Source organism: Sinorhizobium fredii, assembly GCF_002944405.1.
Lineage (GTDB): Bacteria > Pseudomonadota > Alphaproteobacteria > Rhizobiales > Rhizobiaceae > Sinorhizobium > Sinorhizobium fredii_C.
Genome location: NZ_CP024307.1, coordinates 3,509,000 through 3,532,754, shown reverse-complemented (window position 1 = coordinate 3,532,754; position 23,755 = coordinate 3,509,000). Strand labels below are relative to the sequence as shown.

Annotated in this window: 17 protein-coding genes; 4 read left to right on the top strand and 13 right to left on the bottom strand. The window is 63.8% G+C overall.

The features are described from left to right. Window positions 1-110 precede the first annotated feature (110 nt). The 4 genes from NXT3_RS17300 to rpsU form a co-directional block, all read right to left on the bottom strand. Window positions 111-1,343, bottom strand: a complete 1,233-nt coding sequence (locus NXT3_RS17300; protein WP_037420355.1) for an adenylate/guanylate cyclase domain-containing protein — start codon at window positions 1,341-1,343, stop codon at window positions 111-113. A gap of 166 nt (window positions 1,344-1,509) precedes the next feature. Then, window positions 1,510-1,983 carry a DUF992 domain-containing protein gene (locus NXT3_RS17295; RefSeq protein WP_097526707.1) on the bottom strand — a complete coding sequence of 158 codons (474 nt, stop codon included), beginning with the start codon at window positions 1,981-1,983 and terminating at the stop codon, window positions 1,510-1,512. Between the two features lie 145 nt (window positions 1,984-2,128). Next, window positions 2,129-3,019, bottom strand: coding sequence for a tetratricopeptide repeat protein (locus NXT3_RS17290; RefSeq protein WP_037420349.1), 891 nt, complete (start codon window positions 3,017-3,019; stop codon window positions 2,129-2,131). A gap of 245 nt (window positions 3,020-3,264) precedes the next feature. After that, window positions 3,265-3,477, bottom strand: coding sequence for a 30S ribosomal protein S21 (rpsU, locus tag NXT3_RS17285; RefSeq protein WP_012709405.1), 213 nt, complete (start codon window positions 3,475-3,477; stop codon window positions 3,265-3,267). Between the two features lie 328 nt (window positions 3,478-3,805). Here rpsU and NXT3_RS17275 point away from each other — a divergent pair, with 328 nt between their 5' ends. The 4 genes from NXT3_RS17275 to soxG all read left to right on the top strand — a co-directional run bounded on the left by NXT3_RS17275 (window position 3,806) and on the right by soxG (window position 9,001). Further along, entirely contained in the window at window positions 3,806-5,059 is a 1,254-nt protein-coding gene (locus NXT3_RS17275) for a sarcosine oxidase subunit beta family protein (protein WP_037420346.1), read from the top strand. A gap of 69 nt (window positions 5,060-5,128) precedes the next feature. After that, the gene (locus tag NXT3_RS17270) at window positions 5,129-5,470 is read left to right on the top strand and encodes a sarcosine oxidase subunit delta (RefSeq protein WP_037389331.1); all 342 of its coding nucleotides are present in this window, start codon (window positions 5,129-5,131) and stop codon (window positions 5,468-5,470) included. Beyond that, entirely contained in the window at window positions 5,467-8,460 is a 2,994-nt protein-coding gene (locus NXT3_RS17265; RefSeq protein WP_104839750.1) for a sarcosine oxidase subunit alpha, read from the top strand. The genes NXT3_RS17270 and NXT3_RS17265 overlap by 4 nt, the downstream gene beginning before the upstream one ends. After that, window positions 8,453-9,001, top strand: a complete 549-nt coding sequence (gene soxG / locus NXT3_RS17260; RefSeq protein ID WP_037420338.1) for a sarcosine oxidase subunit gamma family protein — start codon at window positions 8,453-8,455, stop codon at window positions 8,999-9,001. The genes NXT3_RS17265 and soxG overlap by 8 nt, the downstream gene beginning before the upstream one ends. Before the next feature lie 227 nt (window positions 9,002-9,228). On the opposite strand, the gene NXT3_RS17255 is transcribed toward soxG, so the two are convergent. From NXT3_RS17255 to NXT3_RS17210, 9 genes are all read right to left on the bottom strand, one after another. Beyond that, the gene (locus NXT3_RS17255) at window positions 9,229-9,717 is read right to left on the bottom strand and encodes a MaoC family dehydratase (RefSeq protein WP_037420336.1); all 489 of its coding nucleotides are present in this window, start codon (window positions 9,715-9,717) and stop codon (window positions 9,229-9,231) included. A 77-nt stretch (window positions 9,718-9,794) separates the two neighbouring features. Next, entirely contained in the window at window positions 9,795-11,759 is a 1,965-nt protein-coding gene (gene glgX / locus NXT3_RS17250) for a glycogen debranching protein GlgX (RefSeq protein ID WP_104840023.1), read from the bottom strand. A gap of 265 nt (window positions 11,760-12,024) precedes the next feature. Further along, window positions 12,025-13,650 (bottom strand): alpha-D-glucose phosphate-specific phosphoglucomutase, encoded by a 1,626-nt coding sequence (locus tag NXT3_RS17240; protein ID WP_104839749.1) that lies wholly within the window; start codon window positions 13,648-13,650, stop codon window positions 12,025-12,027. A 5-nt stretch (window positions 13,651-13,655) separates the two neighbouring features. Next, a complete protein-coding gene (glgA, locus tag NXT3_RS17235) occupies window positions 13,656-15,098 on the bottom strand; it encodes a glycogen synthase GlgA (protein WP_037420327.1) in 1,443 nt (480 codons plus the stop codon). Between the two features lie 8 nt (window positions 15,099-15,106). Then, the gene (glgC, locus tag NXT3_RS17230; RefSeq protein WP_037420325.1) at window positions 15,107-16,369 is read right to left on the bottom strand and encodes a glucose-1-phosphate adenylyltransferase; all 1,263 of its coding nucleotides are present in this window, start codon (window positions 16,367-16,369) and stop codon (window positions 15,107-15,109) included. A gap of 114 nt (window positions 16,370-16,483) precedes the next feature. Continuing rightward, window positions 16,484-18,694: a 1,4-alpha-glucan branching protein GlgB gene (glgB, locus tag NXT3_RS17225; protein WP_104839748.1), complete on the bottom strand. Its 2,211-nt coding sequence runs from the start codon at window positions 18,692-18,694 to the stop codon at window positions 16,484-16,486. Next, window positions 18,691-21,156 (bottom strand): glycogen/starch/alpha-glucan phosphorylase, encoded by a 2,466-nt coding sequence (locus tag NXT3_RS17220; protein ID WP_097526699.1) that lies wholly within the window; start codon window positions 21,154-21,156, stop codon window positions 18,691-18,693. The genes glgB and NXT3_RS17220 overlap by 4 nt, the downstream gene beginning before the upstream one ends. A gap of 271 nt (window positions 21,157-21,427) precedes the next feature. Next, on the bottom strand, window positions 21,428-22,669 hold the full coding sequence (locus NXT3_RS17215) for a vWA domain-containing protein (protein WP_097539782.1): 1,242 nt from the start codon (window positions 22,667-22,669) through the stop codon (window positions 21,428-21,430). Between the two features lie 183 nt (window positions 22,670-22,852). Further along, on the bottom strand, window positions 22,853-23,731 hold the full coding sequence (locus NXT3_RS17210; RefSeq protein ID WP_104839747.1) for a transglutaminase family protein: 879 nt from the start codon (window positions 23,729-23,731) through the stop codon (window positions 22,853-22,855). Window positions 23,732-23,755: the final 24 nt, after the last annotated feature.

The window sequence follows — 23,755 nt, the reverse complement described above, 5'->3', positions numbered from 1 at the left end:
AGCTGCAGGTCTTCCAAAAAACCTTCGATCTCCAGGATTTAAACGCTTTCCGCAGCAAGTGCCGAAGCCTTGCCACTTGTAGGCAAGGGCGATGCTCCGGCTCGAAATGGTCAGTCCGGCTCTGGCGCGCCGGCGATCTCCGGATCCCAGGTGAACAGTTCCTTCGCTCTTGCGACGCCGCGAAGCGCGAAGCGGCCGAGCGAAACGGCGTTGGCGCGATGGGCGGCCGGAGAGGCCTCGATGAACTCCGAAGACATGATGAGGTGCCGTTCCACCGAGCGACACATCGAAACAATGCGGCTCACCTCGTTGACGGCCGGGCCGACCACGGTGAAGTCGAGCCTGTTCCGGCTGCCGATGTTTCCGTAGAAGACCTCGCCGATATGCAGGCCGAGATACACGTCGGTGGTCGGCTTTCCTTCCCCGAGCCGTTGCTCGTTCAGCTCGGCGAGCATGACGCGCAGTTGCCGCTCGGCGGCGATCGCCGCATTGCAGGCATCGGCCGGCTGGCGGCCGTTGAAAATCGCGAGGACGCCGTCGCCGATCAGTTTCAGTACGCTGCCGCCATGCTCCTCGATTGCCGTGATCACCGTACCGGAATAGTCGTTGAGGAAGGGAATGACCTCCTCCGGCGCAATGCTCTCGGCGATGCGCGTGTAGTTGCGCAGGTCCGAGAACCACATGACCGCCTCGATGCGCTCGGCCGCCCCCCGTTCGATGCTGCCCTCGACCACGCGCCGCCCGGCGTCCTGGCCGAGATAGACGTCTGCGAGCGTGCCGATGATGCGGACGCAGGAGGCCGCCTTCACGGCGAGCGCAAGCGTCGGCACCAGCGTCCGGAGCACGTCAAGGTCCTCGTCGCTGAAGCCTGCACGTCTCTTCGTCGCCCAGTGGGAGTAAAAGCAATCCATCTGGCCTACCCGGCCGCGGTCGGTGAAGCGGTGGATGAAGCCGACACAGTCGGTGTGTCCCTCGGACTTGAGCGTGTCGAGGGTGGTGAAGGGGATGTCTCGCTCCTGCGCAAGGCGAATGCGGCGTTCTGTTTCGTCTGCCTGGAGCATGTGGAAGAAGAGAGAGCGCTGCCAGTTCGCCAGTGCCTCGCCGCTGGTCGTCGAGCCGTAGTGCAGAACGTCCGGCACTTCATCGCTTTCTCTGTTCCACTGGAAGGCGCGGCCCTCGAATTCCGGGTGGAGCGTGTCGATCAGCCCGAGCGCGCGGTCGACGTGAACGCCGGCAGCATGGCAACGGTCGCAGAAGCCCGCAAGAAGGTCCTGTTCCTTGAGCCCGCGAATTGCCTCGTCCGACATCCATAGAACGATGTCGCGGATTGCCTGGTCCTTCATCCTCTATCCCGTCGTACTGTCGCGCCGGTTTCGCCCGGCGATCAGCAGCACAGTGGCGCGCCTTGCCGTCGCGCGCAAGTCGGCGGGGTTTCAGTCGAGGGGGCTGCGGGAGGCGTGAACCTGCTGGGGGCCCGCGACGGGCCCCCAGCAGTATCTGAGTGTTCGGTCAGCCCGCCGGCGCCAAAATCAGATGATCAATGCCAAGCGCGACGTTCAGGCCCTCCTGGACCTGGACATTGATCGGCTGCAGCATGAAGGCCTTGTTGGTGCCGCCGGCGATAACCTTTGCGCCGCCGCCGACGGCGAAGCTCGCATCGGCACCGAGACCGGTATATTCGCCGGCCAGCGCATACTCGGTGAAAGGCGTGCCGGTCTTCGCCAGCACGTCCCAGACCATGACGGTCTTGCCGGTCGAGCCAATGTCGATGCCGATCTTGGTGATCCTGCCGGCATAGACGGCTCCTGGCGATCCATCCGCAGGCTTGAAGGTGCACATCAGGTTTTTAGTGGAGGTGACGATGAGCCCCGTGCCGCCCTCGGAGCCGCAGGTCAGGCGACCGAGCGCCATATAGTTCTGGGCGGGCGCCGTTCCTGAAAGGGCCGCAAGGGCGGCCGCCGCGATGACAATGTGTCTGATCATGGCTCAGATCTCCGTTTGGAAGCTCTGGTCAAACGGATAGAACCCCTGATGGTTCCGCAATCTGCCGGTGCTACCAGATCGGCATTCCACAAAGAAAACGCCCGCGGCATCGCCACGGGCGTCTGAAATTAGCGAGGGAGCGACCTCAGGACATTGCCTTGACGCGCTCCAGCCCGGCGCGGGCCGGCTCATATTTCGGATCGAGCTGCAGCGCGTGCGAATAGGACTTCTGCGCCTTGGCCTTCTCGCCGCGACGCTCGTAGATCAGCGCCTGGTTTGCCCAGGATTCTGCGAGCTTGCCGTTGAGGTTGATGGCTGTGTTGAAATCCGAGAAGGCGTTGTCGTCGTCGCCTTGCGCCGCATAGGAAATGCCGCGGCCGTTATAGGGCTCGGCCGAGCTCGGCGACAGCGAGATCGCCGTCGAGAAATCCTCGATCGCCTTGGCGTGATCATTGCGCGCCTGATAGATCAGGCCGCGATTGTGGTAGGCGCGGGGATCGGTGGTGTCGAGCTGGATCGCCTTGCTGAAATCGTTGAGGGCAGGGTCCAACTGGTTGGCCTGGCGATAGAGATTGCCGCGGCCGATATAGGCGACGTCGTAATTCGGATTGAGCTGGAGCGCCGCATTGTAGTCGGCAAGCGCCGCCTGCTGGTCGCCCATGTTGCGATGGACGAGCCCGCGGTTGGCATAGGCCTGGTAGAAGCTCGGGTTGAGCTTGATCGCCTGGTCGAAATCGGCAAGCGCCCGGCGGAATTCGCCGGCGCGGCCATAGGCCGAACCACGCACATTATAGGCTTCCGGGTCGCTCGGATTGGAGGCGATGACGCTCGACAGCGACGCGATGTTTTCTTCCGAGCCCTGCTTCCGCTCGACGCGGATCATCGATTCGGAGGCGTTGTCGGTCTGGCATCCGGCAAGCAGCAGAGCCGAGCCGAGTATCAGCATGGCAGCAAGCTTCGGATTGCGCTGGCGGCGGCGGTGCGCCTCTTGAAAGGTGAAACCGGAGACGTCCGCAGTCATGGCAGCAAGTGTCAAAGTCGATCCCTCAAGCGACAGGTCCCAGTGCTTTCCTTTACGGAGAGCGGCGAAGGCGCGGGGCTCCGGGGCTCAATGAGCGCCTCGGATGAACCGACCGGCCTATTTCCGGGCGGCTGACCGTCGCCAACTGATGCGGCAGTCACGCTAAACTGCCGACGGACAGGGTGTCCATATCAAAATGGCGGCGGCGATGCCTCGCCCCCGCCACGATTTACATTGGAAAGCGTCGAAAAAACGACCAATCAGCGGGCCAGGAGGCCTTCACGCTGCGCGCGCTTGCGAGCCAGCTTGCGAACGCGGCGGACAGCCTCGGCCTTTTCGCGCGCACGCTTCTGGGACGGCTTTTCGTAGAAGTCACGCATCTTCATTTCGCGGAAAATGCCTTCGCGCTGCATCTTCTTCTTGAGTGCGCGAAGCGCCTGATCGACATTGTTATCGCGGACAAGTACCTGCACGTGAATCCCGTTCCTTTGTTCGAGTTGGCAGCCTCACCATCAGGTTTGGGAGGCAATAAGTCTACGTTCGCCGAGCCGAAAGCTCTACGATTAGAGGAGCGGATACCAGATGACGGGCCGAAAGTCCAGCGGCGAGAGCATCGCTGCCGGCAAAAATGCGCCACAGCGGGACAGAAGGAGGGCTTACGCCTCGAATGCTTGTCGCCCATGTCGCAAGTCCGACCAAGTCCGCCGGATCGCGTCGCAAAAGAAACGTTGCGCCGTCACCGGATTTGCGATTTCTAACGCCGACAGAACGTATTTTCGGGGTTCATGGAGTAGCAGGCGGATGCGCAAATATTCTGTTTTCGCCGTGGCGCGTGAGGCACTGCGCGGCCACAAGGGCTGGGGCCCCCACTGGGCCTCGCCGGAGCCACGCCCGCACTATGATGTGATCATCATCGGCGGCGGGGGGCATGGCCTTGGGGCAGCCTATTATCTCGCCAAGGAGCACGGCATCACCAATGTCGCCGTGCTTGAAAAGGGATGGATCGGCGGCGGCAATACCGGCCGCAACACGACGATCATCCGGTCCAACTATCTCTATGAAGAGAGCATGGATATCTACGAGCATTCGTTGAAGCTCTGGGAGAACCTGTCGCAGGACCTGAACTATAACGTCATGTACTCGCCGCGCGGCGTGATGATGCTGTCGCACAACATCCACGACCAGCAGTCCTTCAAGCGGCATATCAATGCCAACCGGCTCTACGGCATCGACAACGAGTGGCTGACGCCGGAACAGGCAAAGGCCTATTGTCCGCCGCTCGATATTGCCAAGACCGCCCGCTACCCGATCAACGGTGCGGCACTGCAGCGCCGCGGAGGCACGGCGCGTCACGATGCGGTCGCCTGGGGCTATGCGCGTGGAGCGTCCGACCGGGGCGTGCACATCATCCAGAATTGCGAAGTGACCGGCATCCGCCGCGACGAAACCGGCCGCGTTACCGGCGTCGACACCAATCGCGGCTTCATCGGCGCGAAGAAGATCGGCATTTCCGCCGCCGGCCACAGTTCGGTGCTGATGCAGATGGCGGATGTGCGCGTGCCGCTGCAGAGCCAGCCGCTGCAGGCGCTGGTCTCCGAGCCGCTGAAGCCGATCTTCCCCTGCGTGGTGATGTCGAACTCGGTGCATGCCTATATTTCGCAGTCCGACAAGGGCGAGTTCGTCATCGGCGCCGGTACCGACCAGTACAATTCCTATTCGCAGACCGGCGGCCTGCAGATCATCACCCATACGCTCGACGCGATCTGCGAGCTCTTCCCGATGTTCCGCCGCGTCAAGATGATGCGGCAATGGGGCGGCATCGTCGACGTGACCCAGGACCGCTCGCCGATTCAGGGGGTGACGCCGGTGCCGGGGCTTTACCTCAATGCCGGCTGGGGCACGGGCGGCTTCAAAGCGACGCCGGGTTCGGCCAATCTCTTCGCCCATCTGATCGCACGCGGGGAGCCGCACCGGCTCGCCGCCGGGCTGACGCTCGAGCGCTTCCGCACCGGGCGGCTCATCGACGAGGCGGCTGCCGCCGCCGTTGCGCACTAGAGTTGAAGGATAGAGCGACCTTTGCGCCTTCCGGGGAAGACGCGGCGCTCTAACGCGAGGAATTACCAGATGCTTCTGATTTACTGCCCCTATTGCGAGGAAGAGCGCTCGGAGCTCGAATTCCGCAACGGCGGTGATGCCCACATCGCCCGTCCGACCAACATCGCCGAGATCAGCGACGAAGAATTCGAGGCCTATTTCTTCCTGCGCGACAACCCGAAGGGCGTGATCTTCGAGAGATGGCGCCACATCCACGGCTGCGGCCGGTTTTTCAACGCCGCCCGCGATACGGTCAGCGACCGGTTCCTGACGACCTACAAGGCCGGCGAGCCGAAGCCCAATCTCGACGCGGCGCCCGAGACGAGCGCGACGGTCGAAACCTACGAGGCCCTGGAAGGAGCAGCCCAATGAGCGGGGTCAATCGCATTTCCGGTGCGGGGCGCCTGACGCCGGCCCGCACCGCACGCTTCAGCTTCGACGGCCGCACGCTGACGGCGCTAGAGGGCGATACGGTCGCCTCGGCGCTGATCGCCAACGACATCCATCTCGTCGGCCGTTCGTTCAAGTATCACCGCCCGCGCGGCATCCTTTCGGCCGGCGCCGAGGAGCCGAATGCGCTTCTCGACGTCTCGCGCGATGCGGCCCGCCGCCAGCCGAACGTGCGCGCCACCGTCCAGGAAGTGTTCGACGGCATGAAGGTCGCGTCGCAGAACCGCTGGCCGTCTCTTGCCTTCGACGTCGGCGGCTTCAACGATCTCCTGTCGCCCTTCTTCGCCGCCGGCTTCTACTACAAGACCTTCATGTGGCCGAAGGCGGCGTGGCACGCGCTCTACGAGCCCTTCATCCGCCGGGCAGCCGGCCTCGGCGTGGCGCCGACCGAGCCCGATCCGGATCATTATGCGAGCCGCTATGCCCATTGCGACGTGCTGGTGGTCGGCGCCGGCGTTGCCGGTCTCGCGGCCGCGCTCGCCGCGGCAAAGGCGGGGGCGAAGGTGATCCTCTGCGACGAGCAGCCGGATGTAGGCGGCGCGCTACGTTATGACAGCGGCACGACCATCGACGGCAAACCCGGTTACGACTGGGCCCAGGAGACCGGCAGGGCGCTTGGCGGCATGGACAACGTCACCGTGCTGGCGCGCACGACGGCCTTCGGTTACTACAACCACAATTTCGTCGGACTGGTCGAGCGGGTGACCGACCATCTCGCCTCGCCTGACAAGGCGCTGCCGCGGGAGCGGCTCTGGCAGGTGCGCGCCAAGAAGGTGATCCTCGCCAACGGCGCGATCGAGCGCCACATGGTGTTCGCCAACAATGACCGGCCGGGCATCCTGCTGGCCTCGGCCGGCCGCACCTTCCTCAACCATTTCGGCGTTGCCGTCGGCAAGAAGGTCGGCATTTACACCGCGCATGATTCCGCCTACGAGGCCGCCTTCGACCTCAAGAAGGCCGGCGTCGCGGTTCCGGTCCTCGTCGATTGCCGCGAAAAACCGGGCGAAGCGGTGCTGGAAAAGGCGAGAGAGCTCGGCATCGAGGTGCTCAAGGGGCACTCCGTCGTCAACACGACGGGGAAGCTGCGGATCGCCTCGATCACCGTCGCCCGCAATGGCGGCAGCGGGGCACGCAAGATCGCCGTCGATGCGCTGCTCGTCTCGGCCGGCTGGACACCCTCGGTGCACCTCTTCTCGCAGTCGCGCGGCAAGGTGAAGTTTGATGCGGAGACCGAGCGCTTCCTGCCGGGCACTTATGCGCAGGACTGCCTGTCGATCGGCGCATGCAACGGCACCGACGATCTCCAGGCGACGATCGACGAGGCGCTTGCCGCCGGCGAGCTGGCGGCGCGGGCCTCCGGCGCAGAAGGTGGTGCGCAGGTAACGCTCACCGGTCAGAACGCCTTCGAATGGACCGGTGGCATGATCGGGGCGGCCGAAGGGGCGGGGCCCGATACGACGGTCAAGGCCTTCATCGATTTCCAGCACGACGTCTGCGCCAAGGACATTCGCCTGGCCGTGCGCGAGGGCATGCACTCTGTCGAGCATATCAAGCGCTTCACCACGAACGGCATGGCCTCCGACCAGGGCAAGCTCTCCAACATGCACGGGCTCGCGATCGCCGCGGAAGCGCTCGGCAAGGGGATCCCCGAGGTGGGGCTGACGACCTTCCGCCAGCCCTATACGCCGGTTACCTTCGGCGCGATCGTAAACCATTCGCGCGGCAGCCTGTTCGATCCGGCCCGCAAGACGCCGATGCATGCCTGGGAGGAGGCGCAGGGCGCCGAGTTCGAGGATGTCGGCAACTGGAAGCGCGCCTGGTTCTATCCGAAAGCCGGTGAGAGCATGCATGACGCCGTCGCCCGCGAGTGCAAGACCGTCCGCGACGTTGCCGGCGTCTTCGACGCCTCGACGCTCGGCAAGATCGAGGTCGTCGGCCCCGATGCAGCCCAGTTCCTGAACCTGATGTATACCAACGCGTGGGACAACCTGAAGCCCGGCCGGTGCCGCTACGGCATCATGCTGCGCGACGATGGCTTCGTCTATGACGACGGCGTGGTGGGCCGGCTCGCCGAGGATCGCTTCCACGTGACGACGACGACCGGCGGCGCGCCGCGCGTCCTGCAGCACATGGAAGACTATCTCCAGACGGAGTTCCCGCATCTCAAGGTGTGGCTGACCTCGACGACGGAGCAATGGGCCGTCATCGCCGTGCAGGGACCGAAGGCGCGCGAGATCATCGCGCCGCTCGTCGAGGGCATCGATCTTTCGAACGAAGCCTTCCCGCATATGAGCGTCGCCGAAGGGCGGATCTGCGGTGTTCCGACCAGGCTCTTCCGCATGTCGTTCACCGGCGAGCTCGGCTTCGAGGTCAACGTCCCGGCGGATTACGGCCAGGCGGTTTGGGAGGCGATCTGGGCCCGGGCCGAGCCGATGGGCGCCTGCGCCTACGGGACGGAGACGATGCACGTTCTGCGCGCCGAGAAGGGCTACATCATCGTCGGCCAGGACACCGACGGCACCCTCACGCCGCATGACGCCGGTGTTTCCTGGGCGGTGTCGAAGAAGAAGCCGGACTTCATCGGTATTCGCGGCCTGAAGCGGCCCGATCTCGTCAAGGATGGCCGCAAGCAGCTCGTCGGCCTGCTCACCAAGGATCCGAAGGTGGTGCTGGAGGAAGGCGCGCAGATCGTCGCCGATCCGAACGAGCCGAAACCCATGACCATGCTCGGTCATGTGACCTCGTCCTACTGGTCGTCGAATTGCGGCCGCTCGATCGCGCTGGCCGTCGTCGCCGGCGGACAGGCGCGCCTCGGCCAGACGCTCTACGTGCCGATGGCCGACCGGACGATTGCGGTCGAAGTGAGCGACACGGTGTTCTTTGACAAGGAAGGAGGTCGCCTCCATGGCTGACCAGGCAATTCGCAAAGCTCCGCTCGCCGGCCTCAGGGGCGGCTCGCACGCGGCGATCCTCACGCCGGCGGCACCCGCCTCGCGGATATCCCTGCGCGCCGGCAAGGACGCGGTGCCGGCCCTCTCGGCCGCTCTCGGGGTGACGCTCCCGACGCGGCCGAAGACCTCGGCATCGACGGCCAAGCGCCACGCGCTCTGGCTCGGTCCGGACGAGTGGCTGGTGATCGACGAGGACGGCGCCGACCTGATGGGCGCTGCCGCCCAGAGCGGTACCCTGCATTCCGCGGTCGACGTGTCGCACCGCAACACGGCGGTCATCGTCAGCGGACCAGGCGCGGAAGTGGCCATCAACAGCGGTTGCCCGCAGGACCTGTCGCTCGGCCTCTTCCCGGTCGGCGCCTGCTCGCGCACCATCTTCGGCAAGGCCGAGATCGTTCTCCTCCGCACGGCGGAGGATACGTTCCGCCTCGAGTGCTGGCGGTCGTTCGCCCCCTTCGTCTTCGGCCTGCTTTCGGAAGGCGCTGAAGACGCGGCGCATTGAAAAGAGCATCGGAAGCGGCGGAGCGATCTGCCGCTTTTTCTTTTTCCGATGTTCGCCCCTCATCCGGCTGCCGCCACCTTCTCCCCGCAGGCGGGGCGAAGGACTGTTCCGCGCCGGCGCCAGTCCCGTCTCCCCGTCGCTACGGGCAGAGGGCTAGTCCCCGGGTTAAACCCGAGGAGAGGGGCAACTTGCGGCGTTCCTCGTCATTGGCGCATAAAGTTGGCTCGTCAGACATCCGCCGGCCGGTCCTTCGGGTCGAACTGGATGATCGTCTGCCACACCGCCGTCAGCGCCGGCTTGCGCTCGCCCTCGATTTCCACGGTCGCGTCATAGGTGATCATCAGCATGCCGGCGCCGCGGAAGCGGGCGTCTGCCATGCTGAAGCGGCCGCGCACCCGCGCGCCGCTCTTGACCGGCGCCATGAAGCGCACCTTGTCGAAGCCGTAGTTGATGCCCATCGTCTGCTCGCGGATCTTCGGCAGGCAATTGTAGTTCATCGCCGAGAGCAGCGAGAGCGACAGGAAGCCGTGCGCGATCGTGCCGCCGAAGGGCGTCTCGGCGGCCGCGCGCTCGGGATCGGTGTGAATGAACTGGAAGTCGCCCGTCGCTTCGGCAAAATTGTCGATTGTCTTTTGGGAAACGGTGATCCAGTCGGACACGCCGATTTCTTTGCCGATCAGATTCTTGACGTCGGAAAGTGAAATGTCTTGCGGCATTTGTTTGTCCTGAACCAGCGGCCCCCCTATCGATCTATAGGCCGGCCGGGCAATTTCTAGCAAGTGGCGGTAAAACTTTAGAAAACCTCGACGAAGAAGCTGACCGAGCGCGCCGGAGCGAAGGCCGGCAGCCTAGCACCCGAGAGGGCATCGCGCCATTCGCCGACGAGGCTGGTGGGCGGTCTGAAGGGGTGGGGCGCATGGCTGCGGTTGATGACGACGGCGAGCCGGGTCGAGCGCTGCTGCTGCCGATCCTCGGTCGCCAAAACCATGGCCAGGTTGTCGGTTGCCGGATGTTCCCAATCCTCGACCGTCATCGGGTGACCGTCGAGGCGAAGCCAGGCGACGTCGCCTTGTCCGGTGAAGAATGACGTCTCGGCGAAGATGCCGAAGCGGCGGCGCATGGCGGAGAGCGCGGCCGTGTGGTCGACGAGTTTTTGGTCGAGCTTTTCCCAGTCGAGCCAGGTGATCGCGTTGTCCTGCGCATAGGCGTTGTTGTTGCCGTGCTGGCTGCGGCCGCCTTCGTCGCCTGCCGCCAGCATGATCGTTCCGCGCGAGGCGAAGAGGCTGCCGAGGAGCGCCATGGCATCGCTCCGCCGGGCCGTCACGACCTCCGGATCGTCGGTCGGGCCTTCGGCACCGTTGTTCCAGGCGTAGTTCTCGTTGTGCCCGTCGCGATTGCCTTCGCCATTCGCCTCGTTGTGCTTGCGCGCGTAGGAGACGAGGTCGAAAAGCGTGAAGCCGTCATGGGCGGCAATGAAATTGACGGTGCGTGTTCTCGTCTCGCCCCAGCGCGAAAACGTGTCGGAGGAGCCGGCAAGCGCTGTGGCGAGCGCGCCCACAGCATGTCGGTCGCCGCGCCAATAGCGGCGGATATCGTCGCGCGCCCGATCGTTCCATTCGAGGAAGCCTTCAGGGAAATTGCCGAGCTGATAGCCGCCGGGACCGGTGTCCCAGGGCTCGGCGACGAGTACGCGGTCCGACAGCAGGGGATCGGCTGCGATTGCCGAGAAGAGTGCTGCGTCGCGATGAAAGCCGCTCATATCCCGGCCGAGGATCGAGGCAAGGTCGAAGCGGAATCCGTCGACGCCGGCGGCAAGAACGAAGTGACGCAGGCTATCGAGGATCAGCCTTTGAACCATCGGGTGGTCGCAAGCGATGGTATTGCCGCAGCCGGTGTCGTTGATAAGTTCTCCCGGCTGGTCGATGACATGGCGATAATAGGTAAGATTGTCGAGCCCGCGCATCGAAAGCGTGGCGCCGTAGCGGTCGCTTTCGCCAGAATGATTGAAGACGAGATCGAGGATGACGCCGATGCCGGCCTTGTGCAGGGCTTCGACGGTTTTGCGCAGTTCCTTGATGCCGCCTGGAACCAGGCGCGGATCGAGCGCCATCGGCGCGATCGGGTTGTAGCCCCAGCCGTTGTGAAGCCCGAGCGGCGGCAGGTGCCGCTCGTCAATCCAGGCGACGATCGGCATCAGTTCGACGGCGGAGACGCCGAGGCGGTGCAGGTGCTCGATGACGACCGGCTCGGCGAGGGCGGCCAGCGTGCCGCGCTTCTTTTCCGAAATCTCCGGATGAAGGATAGTGAACGGCTTGACCGCGACCTCGTAGATCAGCCCGCCAGGCTGGAACAATGGCGGCTTCGGGTTGAGTGCCTTGACGTCGGTCACGATCGCTTTCGGCACGAGGTCGGCGGTCTCCTCGCCGAAGACGGTCAGGCGCGGATCGTGGAGAAAGGGGCGGTCGAGTTCAATAGCATAGGGATCGACCAGCAGCTTCGATGGATCGAACCACAATCCGTGATCGGGTGAGTAGACGCCCTCGGCGCGTAGGCCATAGCGACTGCCAGGCGGCACGTCGGGAAGAGTGATGCTGTGCACATCGCCATCGCGCGCCATCGGCAGACGGCGCAATTCCTTTTCGCCCTGCTTGTCGAACAGGCAGAGCTCGATACGGGCGGCATTGTGCGACCAGACGGCAAAACGTGTCCCGCCAGGCGTGTGCATCACGCCGAGGGGTGGAATTCCGGTCGTCGGCATGACGGCACGTCCTTTTTGATTCACAACTGAATTCTGTATTCCGTCCACCCCCTCTGCCCTGCCGGGCATCTCCCCCACAAGGGGGAGATTGGATGTGGCTCGGCCGGTGCCCGTCGCCGGACTCGGGCTGCCGGTTTTCCTGCGGGAGCGATGGGCTTGCCGCGAGTCGATCTCCCCCCTTGTGGGGGAGATGCCCGGCAGGGCAGAGGGGGTTGAGGGCAGTAGAGAGAAGGGCCGCGGGTCGCGATCCTCGCCGCACTGTTCCTCAGGTGATAACGCTCGGCTCCTCACGGCCGGTGCGCGACTTGATCTCGGCAATCTCGTCGGCGACGGCGATCAGGTCGGCCAGCGCTTCCTGGGTGTCGAGGTCGTGGCGCGCCGGGTCGGGCTCGAAGCGCTCGATATAAACGCGCAGCGTCGCGCCGGAGGTGCCGGTGCCGGAAAGCCGGAAGACGACGCGCGATCCGCCCTTGAAGAGGATGCGGATCCCCTGGTTCTTGCTCTCCGACTTGTCGACCGGGTCGTTATAGGAGAAATCATCGGCGGCCTCGACCGTCAGCGCGCCGAAGCTCGTGCCCGGCAGGCCGGCGAGCTTGTCGCGGAGCGCGGCGATCAGGCCGTTTGCGGCGTCGGAATCGACGCCCTCGTAGTCGTGGCGCGAGTAATAGTTGCGGCCATAGGTCGACCAGTGCCGGCGGACAATGTCGAGCGCGCTTTCCTTGCGGACCGCCAGGATGTTGAGCCACAGCAGCACCGCCCACAGCCCGTCCTTTTCGCGCACGTGGTTGGACCCGGTGCCGGCGCTTTCCTCGCCGCAGATCGTCGCCAGGCCCTCGTCGAGCAGGTTGCCGAAGAATTTCCAGCCGGTCGGCGTCTCGTAGAGGCCGATGCCGAGCTTTTCGGCGACGCGGTCGGCAGCACCGCTCGTCGGCATGGAGCGGGCGATGCCGGCAAGGCCCTTGTCGTAGCCCGGCGCCAGATGCGCATTGGCGGCCAGGATCGCAAGGCTGTCGGAAGGGGTGACGAAAATGCCCTTGCCGACGATCAGGTTGCGGTCGCCGTCGCCGTCGGAGGCGGCGCCGAAATCGGGCGCGTCGGGTGCCATCATTGTCTCGTAGAGCGCGCGGGCATGGACGAGATTCGGGTCCGGGTGATGGCCGCCGAAGTCGGGCAGGGGGATGAAGTTCATCACTGAGCCCTTCGGTGCGCCCAGCCGTTTCTCGATGATCTCCTTGGCATAGGGTCCGGTGACGGCGCTCATCGCGTCGAAGACAACGCGGAAGCCGCCGGAGATCAACTTGCGGATCGCCGCGAAGTCGAACAGGCTCTCCATAAGCTCGGCATAGTCGGCGACCGGATCGATGACCGTAACGGTCATGTCCTCGACCTGCTGCGACCCCTCGACATCGAGATTGACGTCGCCGTCGGCGATCCTGTAGCTGTCGATCACCTTGGTGCGGGCGAAGATCGCATCCGTCACCTTTTCTGGTGCGGGACCGCCATTGCCGACATTGTACTTGATGCCGAAATCCTCGGTCGGGCCGCCGGGATTGTGGCTTGCCGACAGCACGATGCCGCCGAAGGCCTCGTATTTGCGGATGACATTCGAGGCGGCCGGCGTCGACAGGATGCCGCCGCGGCCGACGAGCACCCGCCCAAAGCCGTTCGCCGCCGCCATCTTGATCGCCTTCTGGATGACTTCGCGGTTGTAGTAGCGGCCGTCGCCGCCGATCACCAGCGTTTCTCCCGCGAAGCCTTCGAGCGAATCGAAAATCGACTGGATGAAGTTCTCGGCGTAGTTCTTCTGCTGGAAGACCGGAACCTTCTTCCTGAGGCCCGATGTGCCGGGCTTCTGGTCGCCATAGGGGTTGGTGGAGACGGTTTTTATCATCTGTCTTAGCCTTTCGCGAGAAGACCGGAGTAGAGCGAAGCGTAGCGTTCCGCACTCTTGGCCCAGGAAACGTCGGACTTCATGCCCTGGTGCTGCAGGCGCGCCCACACTTTCGGCTCGTTGTATGCATGCATCGCGCGCCGGATCGCAAGACGCAGGCCGTCGGCGGTGACCGGGCGGAACTGGAAGCCGGTTGCGACTCTCGCCGACAGCGCCGCCTCGTTGGCGTCGATCACCGTGTCGGTGAGGCCGCCGGTGCGGGCGACGATCGGCACGCAACCATAGCGCAGACCGTAGAGCTGCGTCAGGCCGCAGGGCTCGAAGCGCGAGGGAATGAGGATCGCGTCAGAGCCCGCCTGCATGAGGTGCGACAGCGGCTCGTCATAGCCGGTGACCATGCCGATGCGGCCGCGATGGCGCGAGGCAGCCGCCAAGAGCGCCCCCTCGAGCGCGCTGTCGCCTGAGCCGAGCACGATAAGCTTGCCGCCGAGCGTGACGATATCGTCGGCCACTTCGGCCAGGAGGTCCATGCCCTTCTGCCAAGTGAGCCGGCTGATGACGCAAAAGATCGGGCCGCGGCTATCATCCAGGCCGAAACGCTCTTCCAGAGCCTTGCGGTTGACTGCTCGCTGCTTGATCGCCGTCGGACCGTAGTTGCGGACAATGTGCGGATCCGTCTCGGGATTCCAGGTGTCGACGTCGATGCCGTTGACGATCCCGGTCAGATCGAGCGCGCGGCTTGCCAGAAGCCCTTCCATCCCCATGCCGAATTCCGGCGTCAGGATTTCGTGCGCATAAGAAGGACTGACCGTGGTGATCGCCGTCGCCGTCTGCAGGCCGCCTTTCAGAAACCCGACATCGCCGTAATATTCGACGAGTTGCACCGAGAACGCCTCGGGCGGCAGAGAGAGCTCGGCGAACACCGAAGGGCCGAACTGTCCCTGGAAGGCGATGTTGTGGATCGTCAGCACGGTCGGCACGTTCCAGGCCGAGCCGAAGCGCATATAGACCGGCGTCAGCGCCGCCTGCCAGTCGTGAACATGAACGATATCGGGCTTCCAGCCGGAAACGACGCCGTCGCCGGCGATTTCGGCGGCTGCGAGCGACAGGGCCGCGAAACGGCGGAAATTGTCCGGATAGTCGCGCCCGGTCGGATCGAGATAGGGCCCGCCGTCGCGATCGTAGAGCGCCGGTTGATCGAGGACGAGCAGGTCCAGTCCGTCGAACTCGGCCGCAAGCACGGTCGCCGGATGGCCGAATAGATTGTCGATGCCGCCGACCTTCTTTTTCTTCTTGAGCTTGTGAAGGACGGCGGGGTAGCCGGGCACGAGGGTGCGGGTGCGGATGCCATGGGGAAGAAGCGCCGCGGGAAGCGCGCCGACGACATCGGCGAGCCCCCCGGTCTTGACCAGCGGGTAGACCTCGGACGCAACGGACAGGATGTTCATACGGCGGCCTACATTCCCAGCTTGTCGATCATCGTTTGGGTGATCAGGCAGACGCCGTTCTCGGTCCGGCGGAAGCGCTTGGCGTCGAGCTCCGGATCATCGCCGACGATCAACCCTTCCGGGATGACCACCCGGCTGTCGATGACGACATTGCGCAGGATCGAATGCCGCCCGACCGTCACGTCGGGGAGAACTACGGCATTTTCGAGTCGGGAGTATGAATTGATGCGGACGCCGGTGAACAACAGGCTCTTGTTGAGCGTTGCGCCGGAGATGATGCAATCGCCCGAGACGAGGGACGAGGTCGCCGAACCGCGGCGATTGTCGTCGTCATGGACGAATTTCGCCGGCGGCTTGATCTCGGAGAAGGTCCAGATCGGCCAGGTGCTGTCGTAGATGTCGAGCTCCGGCGTGATATGGGTGAGGTCGATGTTCGCCTGCCAATAGGCGTCGATGGTGCCGACGTCGCGCCAATAGGCCTCGCGTTCGAAGTCCGAGCGGACGCAGGAATGGGTGAAGCGGTGCGCCACGGCTTTCCCGTGCTCGACGATATAGGGAATGATGTCCTTGCCGAAGTCGCGGCTCGATTTGGGATCGGCCGCGTCGCGGCGCAGCATGTCCATCAGGAACTTGGTGTGGAAGACGTAGATGCCCATGGAGGCGAGCGCCATCTCCGGGTTGCCCGGAATGCCGGGCGGATCGGCCGGCTTCTCGACGAAGGCGATGATCCGGTCCTTGTCATCCACATGCATGACGCCGAAACCTGTCGCCTCCATGCGCGGCACTTCGAGGCAGCCGATCGTCACATCGGCGCCGGAATCGACGTGCTGCTGCAGCATCAACTCGTAGTCCATCTTGTAGATGTGGTCGCCGGCGAGGATGACCATGTACTCGACGCCGTGATCCTCGATGATGTCGATGTTCTGGAAGACCGCGTCGGCGGTGCCTTCATACCATTGCGTCTCCGAGACGCGCTGGCTGGCCGGCAGGATGTCGAAGCTCTCGTTGCGCTCGGGGCGGAAGAAGTTCCAGCCGCGCTGCAGGTGCCGGATCAGCGAGTGGGCCTTGTACTGCGTCGCCACGCCGATGCGGCGGATACCGGAATTCAGCGCGTTGGAAAGCGCGAAATCGATGATGCGCGCCTTGCCGCCGAAATAAACGGCAGGCTTGGCGCGCCGGTCGGTTAGTTCCTTCAGTCGGCTGCCGCGGCCGCCGGCGAGAACATAGGCCATGGCATCACGGGCCAGGGGTTGAGTACGCTTTTCCACCATTTGTCCTCCCCAAGATCAGTTCTTCGAGGACCGCCCGGCGGCATTCTGCGACGCCTCGCGGGCCCCATGATTTCTTTCTATCCGTCCGCCGGCGGTGCCGACGAGACCCATTCCTCAATCCTGCTCCAGCATCAGTGTCGCCAAGGGCGGCAGCGTGATGGTGGCCATCGTCCTGCCGTTCGATTTCTTTTCCGCGAGAACGGCGCCACCGTTGCCCTTGCCGCTTCCTCCGTAGATCTCTGCGTCGGTGTTGAGGATTTCCTTCCAGCGTCCTGCCACCGGCAGCGGCACGTCATAGCCCTCGCGATAGACGGGGGTGAAATTGGTGACGACGGCGACCAGCTTCTCGCCCGGTGCTTTTCTCAGCCAGGCGAAGACCGAATTGCCCCGGTCGTCGGCAATCAGCCACTCGAAACCCTCGCCCTCGCAGTCGCGCGCATGCAGCGCCGGCTTCGCACGATAGGTGCCGTTCAAGTCGCGGACCAGCCGCCGCATGCCTTCGTGCAGGTGGTATTCAAGCAGGTTCCAGTCGAGCTGGCGCTCTTCCGACCATTCGCGCCATTGCGCGAATTCCTGCCCCATGAACAGCAGCTTCTTGCCCGGATAGCCCCACATGAAACCGTAATAGGCCCTGAGATTGGCGAACTTCTGCCAATCGTCGCCGGCCATCTTGGCGATCAGCGATCCCTTGCCGTGCACGACCTCGTCATGCGACAGCGGCAGGACGAAATTCTCGCTGAAGGCGTAGAGCAGCCCGAAGGTCATGTCGTTGTGGTGGAACTTGCGGTGCACCGGCTCGCGCGACAGATATTGAAGCGTGTCGTGCATGAAGCCCATGTTCCACTTGAAGCCGAAGCCGAGCCCGCCGGTGTGGACAGGATGGGAGACTTTCGGCCAGGAGGTCGACTCCTCGGCGATCGTCATCACGCCCTGATGAATGCCGTAGAGACGGGAGTTCATCGTCTGCAGAAAGCGGACCGCCTCGAGATTTTCATTGCCGCCATACTCGTTCGGCACCCATTCGCCATGCTTGCGCGAATAGTCGAGATAGAGCATCGAGGCGACCGCATCGACGCGCAGGCCGTCGACATGGAACTTCTCGGCCCAGTAGAGGGCGTTGTTGATGAGATAGGCGGCGACCTCCTCGCGGCCGAAATTGTAGATCGCCGTGTTCCAGTCGGGGTGGAAGCCCTGGCGCGGATCCTCGTGCTCGTAGAGCGCCGTGCCGTCGAACCAGCGCAGGCCATGCTCGTCGGTCGGAAAATGTGCCGGCACCCAGTCGAGGATGACACCGATGCCGACCTTGTGGCAGCCATTGACGAAACGGGCAAAGCCCTCCGGCTCGCCGAAGCGGGCGGTCGGTGAAAAAAGCCCGGTGGTCTGGTAACCCCAGGACGGGTCGTAGGGAAACTCGGAGATCGGCAGGAATTCGATATGGGTGAAACCCATGTCGGCGCAATAGGGGATGAGCCGCTCTGCCAGTTCGTCCCAGGTGAGCATATCGCCATTGTCGCGGCGCTGCCACGAACTGGCATGGACCTCATAGATCGCAATCGGCTGGCGGCGCGGATCGACCTCTTCCCAGTGCTGCCGATGCGCCTCGTCCTCCCAGACCTGGACGATCTCGGCTGCCGTTACCGATGCGGTATCAGGGCGCAGTTCCGAGCGCCGGGCGAAAGGATCCGCCTTTAGCGGCAGCAGCGTGCCGTCCTTGCCGAGGATCTCGTATTTGTAAGGGGCGCCGATCGGCACGCCGGGGATGAAGATCTCCCAGATGCCGGTATCGGTCCGCAGCCGCATGACGTGCCGGCGCCCGTCCCACTCGTTGAAGCTGCCGACGACCGACACGCGCCGGGCATTCGGTGCCCAGACGGCGAAGTGGAAGCCTTCGGCGCCGTCATGTGAGATCGGATGGGCCCCCATCCTGTCAAAGAGCCTGAGGTGCGAGCCTTCGCGGATGTAATAGTCGTCCATCGGTCCGAGGACGGGACCGAAACTGTATGGATCGACGACGATCCATTCGCCGCCCTTGTTGCGGGCGCGGTAGCGGACCGGCTGCTCCTTGCGGAGCGAGACGGGACCTTCGAAGAAGCCGGCATCGTCTCGCCGGTGAAGTGCTCCGATTTCGCTGCCGGAGAGTGTCTCCGCGACCACCGTTTCTGCGCCGGGGATGAAGCACCGTGCCACATAGCTTTTGCCGGATGCATGCACGCCGAGAACGGCAAAGGGGTCGCTGTGGGTGCCGGAAAGTATTGCCTCGATCTCCTGCGCCGGCAGGAAGCCTGACGCAGCTGGCGTTTCGTCCTTGCCGGGCGGTGAGGTCATCCAGCTCTCCAGATCTCACCGGCATATTGCCGGATCGTGCGGTCGGATGAAAACCAGCCCATGCGCGCCGTGTTGCGGATCGTCTTCGAATACCAGTCGGACGGGGTCGTCCAGAGCTGGTCGACTTCGCGCTGAGCCTTTGCGTAGGCTTCGAAATCGGCGGCGACCATGAACCAGTCATGGTTGTAGAGACCGTCGACGAGGCCGGCGAACCGGTTGCGGTCGTCCGGCGAGAAGACGCCGGAGGCGATTGCCGCGAGCGCCTGCGACAGCTCGCGCGACCCCTCGATGATGGCCCGCGGGTTGTGCCCCTCGGCCCTTGCCTTCGCCACTTCATCGGCGGTCATGCCGAAGATCTTGATGTTCTCCTCGCCGACCCAGTCGCGCATCTCCACATTGGCGCCGTCGAGCGTACCGATGGTGAGCGCGCCATTGAGGCCGAACTTCATGTTGCCGGTGCCGGACGCCTCCATGCCGGCGGTCGAGATCTGCTCGGAGAGATCGGCGGCCGGAACCATCACCTCGGCAAGTGAGACGTTGTAGTTGGGGACGAAGACGATCTTCAGGAGACCGCGCACTGCCGGGTCGTTGTTGATGACGCGGGCGACATCGTTGGCGAGCTTGATGATCAGCTTGGCGTGGTGGTAGCTCGGCGCCGCCTTACCGGCGAACAGCTTGACGCGCGGCACCCAATCGAGTTCCGGATGCGAGCGGATCTGATCGTAGAGCGCCACGGCCTCGATGACGTTGAGCAATTGCCGCTTGTACTCATGGATGCGCTTGATCTGGATGTCGAACATCGCCGAAGGGTCGAGCCTGATGCCGAGGGTTCCCTGGACCAGCTTCGCCAGCCGAACCTTGTTGGCACGCTTGACGGCGGCGAAGTGCTCCTGGAAATCCGCCTTGTCGGCGAAGGCGTCGAGCGCCTGCAGCGCTTCGGTATTGTCCATGAACTCGTCGCCGATCGCTTCGCGGATCAGCGCGAAAAGGCCGGGATTGCACTGCATCAACCAGCGGCGCGGCGTGATGCCGTTGGTCTTGTTGTTGATGCGGTCCGGATAAAGGCGGTGCAGGTTGGCAAACACCGTTTCCTTCATCAGCTCTGTATGCAGTGCCGAGACGCCGTTGATGGAGTGCGAGCCGACAAAGGCGAGATTGCCCATCCGTACCCGTCGCTCGCCCGTTTCGTCGATCAGCGAGATCGAGCGGATCTCCTCGTCGGCCGCATGCTTCTGCCGGCGCGCTTCGATGAGGACCTTCGCATTGATGGCGTAGACGATCTGCATGTGGCGCGGCAGCAGCCGCTCGAAGAGCGGCACCGGCCAGCTTTCGAGCGCCTCCGGCAGCAGCGTGTGGTTGGTATAGGCGAAAGTCCGCCGGGTGATGTCCCAGGCCTCTTCGAAGCCAAGCCCGTGGACGTCGGTCAAGAGCCGCACCAGTTCCGCCACGGATACGGCCGGATGGGTATCGTTGAGCTGGATGGCAACCGCATCCGGCAACGACGTGAAGTCCGGATATTGCTGCAGATGCCGGCGCAGAATGTCCTGCAGCGAGGCGGACGAGAAGAAATATTCCTGCCGGAGGCGCAATTCCTGGCCGGCGGGCGTTGCATCGGCCGGATAGAGCACGCGGGTCAGCGACTCCGCCTTGTTGCTCTCGCGCAGCGCACCGATATGGTCGCCGGCATTGAAGGCGTCGAGCAGGATCGGGTCGATCGGCTGTGCGGCCCAGAGCCGCAGCGTGTTGACGCGCTTCGCCCGCCAGCCGACCGCCGGCGTGTCGAAGGCGGTGGCGATCACCCGTTCCGCCGGCTTCCAGACGTAGCGCTGAACTTCCTCGTCGATATTGACCGTTTCGACGCTCCCGCCGTAGCCGATCTCGTAGGAGCTCTCGCGCCGTTCGAATTCCCAGGGATTGCCATGCGCCAGCCAGGTTTCTGGCAGTTCGACCTGCCAGCCATCGGCCATCTGCTGGCGGAACAGGCCGTGCATGTAGCGGATGCCGTAGCCATAGGCGGGGACGTCGACCGTCGCCATAGATTCCATGAAGCAGGCCGCAAGGCGCCCGAGGCCGCCATTGCCGAGCGCGGCGTCGGGCTCGAGCTGCGCGACCACATCGATATCGACGCCGAGCGAGGCGAGCGCGTCACGCATCTCGTCCATCAGACCGATATTGGTCATCGCGTCGCGCATCAGGCGACCGATGAGGAATTCGAGGGAAAGGTAGTAGACCCGCTTCGCCCCGGTGGCATAGGTCTTGCGCGTCGACTCCATCCACTTGTCGGTGATCCGGTCGCGGGCCACCAGAATGGCGGCGGTCAGCCAGTCGTGCGGCTTGGCGACCTTCGGATCCTTGCCGATGCGGTATTTCAGGCGCTCGAGAATCTCGACGGCGAGCTGGCCGGGTTCGGAGGATCTCAGGGCCGGCTGCGGCAGTTCGTTGGTGGAGAGCCGATTCATCATGAGAACTGTCAAACCCTTGTTGCATTTCAGGAAACCGCAGGCCGAAGCGGCCGGGAACAGGGCATTTATGCATCGATCCGAAGCGCTTGCAACAGCTGTTTTTAAATGGATTAGATCGTTTCTACGCCGGGTACGGATGTACTTAGGCTTCTATTTCAATAGGTTCGCAGCACGAAAAATGCCATCCGGCAAGGCCGAACGGCATGGGGAGGGGGGACAGCGGCGATTTCGGGCTCCGGTCCGACCAAAGCAGCCTGCCCGCCGGTGTCGCTCACTTCGTGAGGCGGGAAACCACTGCTGCGGCGCGCTCGCCGATCGCCTGGAAGGCCGCGACGAGGTCGGTGACTTCCTCGGCCTCGAAATAATGCGAGGCGGACGAGGCGCAATATCTCAGCAGTTCCTGGCCGCGCTGCGGCGCCATGAATGCGACGCTATAGATCTCGACTTTGTTGGCCTTGGCGGTGTCGCACCATTGCTTGGTGACCGTGTCGTCATTGGCGTAGTTGTTCTCGCCGTCGGTCATGAAGACGAGGTATTTCGACGGCACCTGGCCATTCTTGGCGGCGTGTGTCGTGTTTTCCGTCTCCGCAATGACCTTTTGGTAGGCGGTCTTGAAAGCGCCGGCCGAGGCCGTGCCCCCGGTTGCGACGAGCGCATTGACATAGCTTGCGGCGCCGCTCGTACCCCAGGCGAGTGTTCCGGCGGCATCCTGTACGGAGTTATAGGAGACCGCAGCGGTACGAACGTAGATCTGATCCGGATCGGCGACCAGCAATTGCGCCAGCAGGTCGCTCACCGCAGTCTTCAGGGCGTCGATCTTGGTGACGTAGCACGGGCTGGTCGCCTTCAGGTAAGGGTACTTGCTCCAGGTCGCTTCGGTATAGTTGGGGCAGCTCTTCTTTGTCGTGTTGATGGTGTTCGTCTTCCATGCCATCGAGCCGGATCGGTCGAGAACCAGATACATCGACAGCGCGTTCTTGCTCTCGGTCGCGCTTTCCGCCGTGGAACTCGCTTCGAGCTCGACCGAATCCGTCCCGAGCAGCCGCGTCATGGCGTTGAATTCGATGACTCGCTTGTTGACGACGGTCACCTGGAAGATTTTTCCCTTCGTGCCGTTCGGCGTCTCGGTGATATTCACCTCGAGCGTGTTGACGTCGTCCCATGTTGGAGTCGATGATTGAGTGCCGGTCGGAGTTCCATCGCCGCTGTCGGCCGGAGTATCCGGCGTCGTGGTGCCGCCGCCCTGGGTTTTCAGGAATTTGCGGGCGAGTTCCTTGGCTTCTGCGATGCTCGGCTGTTCCTCGGAGACGAGCGCAGACGCCGCCGCAAGAGCGGCCGCATCGGTAGCGTCCTGCAGCTGGTTCTTCGTCATCAGCATATTGGCCATGTCGATGGACACGCCGCCGGCCGCGAGAAGCAGCGGCGCAGCGACCGCCGTCATCATGCCGAAGTTGCCGCCCCGATCCTTCAGCATCTTCATGAAGGATTGGCCGATAGTGGACCGTCTTCCCATGCTGCACCCCCACACGTTGTAGCCTGTCGGCTATGACACTAGTGGATGATGCGTTACCGTCCCGTTCAAGCAATCGCTGCAATCTTAACGAACCGCCGCAAAGCCCATGCTTTCTGTGGGGCGCCGGCAAGCGTGGATTTGCCTTTATCTGTGTGAAAACGGCACGAAGCGTGCCAGTTTCGGTCATTCCACCGGAATGACGTCGACGGCCTGTTCGGTGGTATGGCTGCCGTAGCTTTTCAGGACACCGATAACCGGCGCCACGTCGCCATAGTCGCGCCCGTGGCCGACGACGATATGGTCGGTGCCTGCCGGAATATTGTTGGTCGGGTCGAGCTCCATCCAGCCACCGGTTGTGCCGCACCAGAAGCGGACCCAGGCATGCATGGCGTCCGCTCCTTCCAGCCGCTCCTTGCCAGGGGGCGGCAGGGTCCTGAGGAATCCGCTGACATAGCCGGCGGGAATGCCTAGGCTGCGCAGCGCCACGATCATCACATGGGTGAAGTCCTGGCAGACGCCGCGCTTCAGCTTGAAGGCTTCGGCCGGCGTCGTCGTCACCGTCGTCGCTTCGGCATCATAGGCGAAATCGCGGTGGATGCGCTCGCAGATGGCGATGCCGATCTGGCGAACCGTCATGTTCTCCGCGGCGATCTCGCGCGCATAGGCGGCGATTTCCGACGCTTCCGGCAGCAGCGGGCTCGGGCCGATGAAATGGTGCGGCGACTCGGCATCGACGGACCAGCAGGAGGCGAGTTGCAGGGGCAGGCCGGCGAGAGGCGGCGAGAAATCGGCGGTGAGCGCCGTCGCCTCGGCCTGCACGCGCGACTGCATGCGAATGACCAGGTGCTCGTGCATGGAGCGGAACAGGATGGAGGTGGTGGCGTTGGCGAAAAAGTCGACGCTCTCCGATCGCTCGCCGGGGGTGGGCTGGAATGTGACGGAGCCCGCTATGAGGCGCTGGCGGCCGGGAATCGAGGCGGGCAACACCCGCACCAGATGGCGACCGCCGCTCACCGGAACTTCGTAGCCGTAGGTGATCTTCAGGTTGATGTCATAGAGCATGCGAAGTGACGCCCTTGGTTCGAT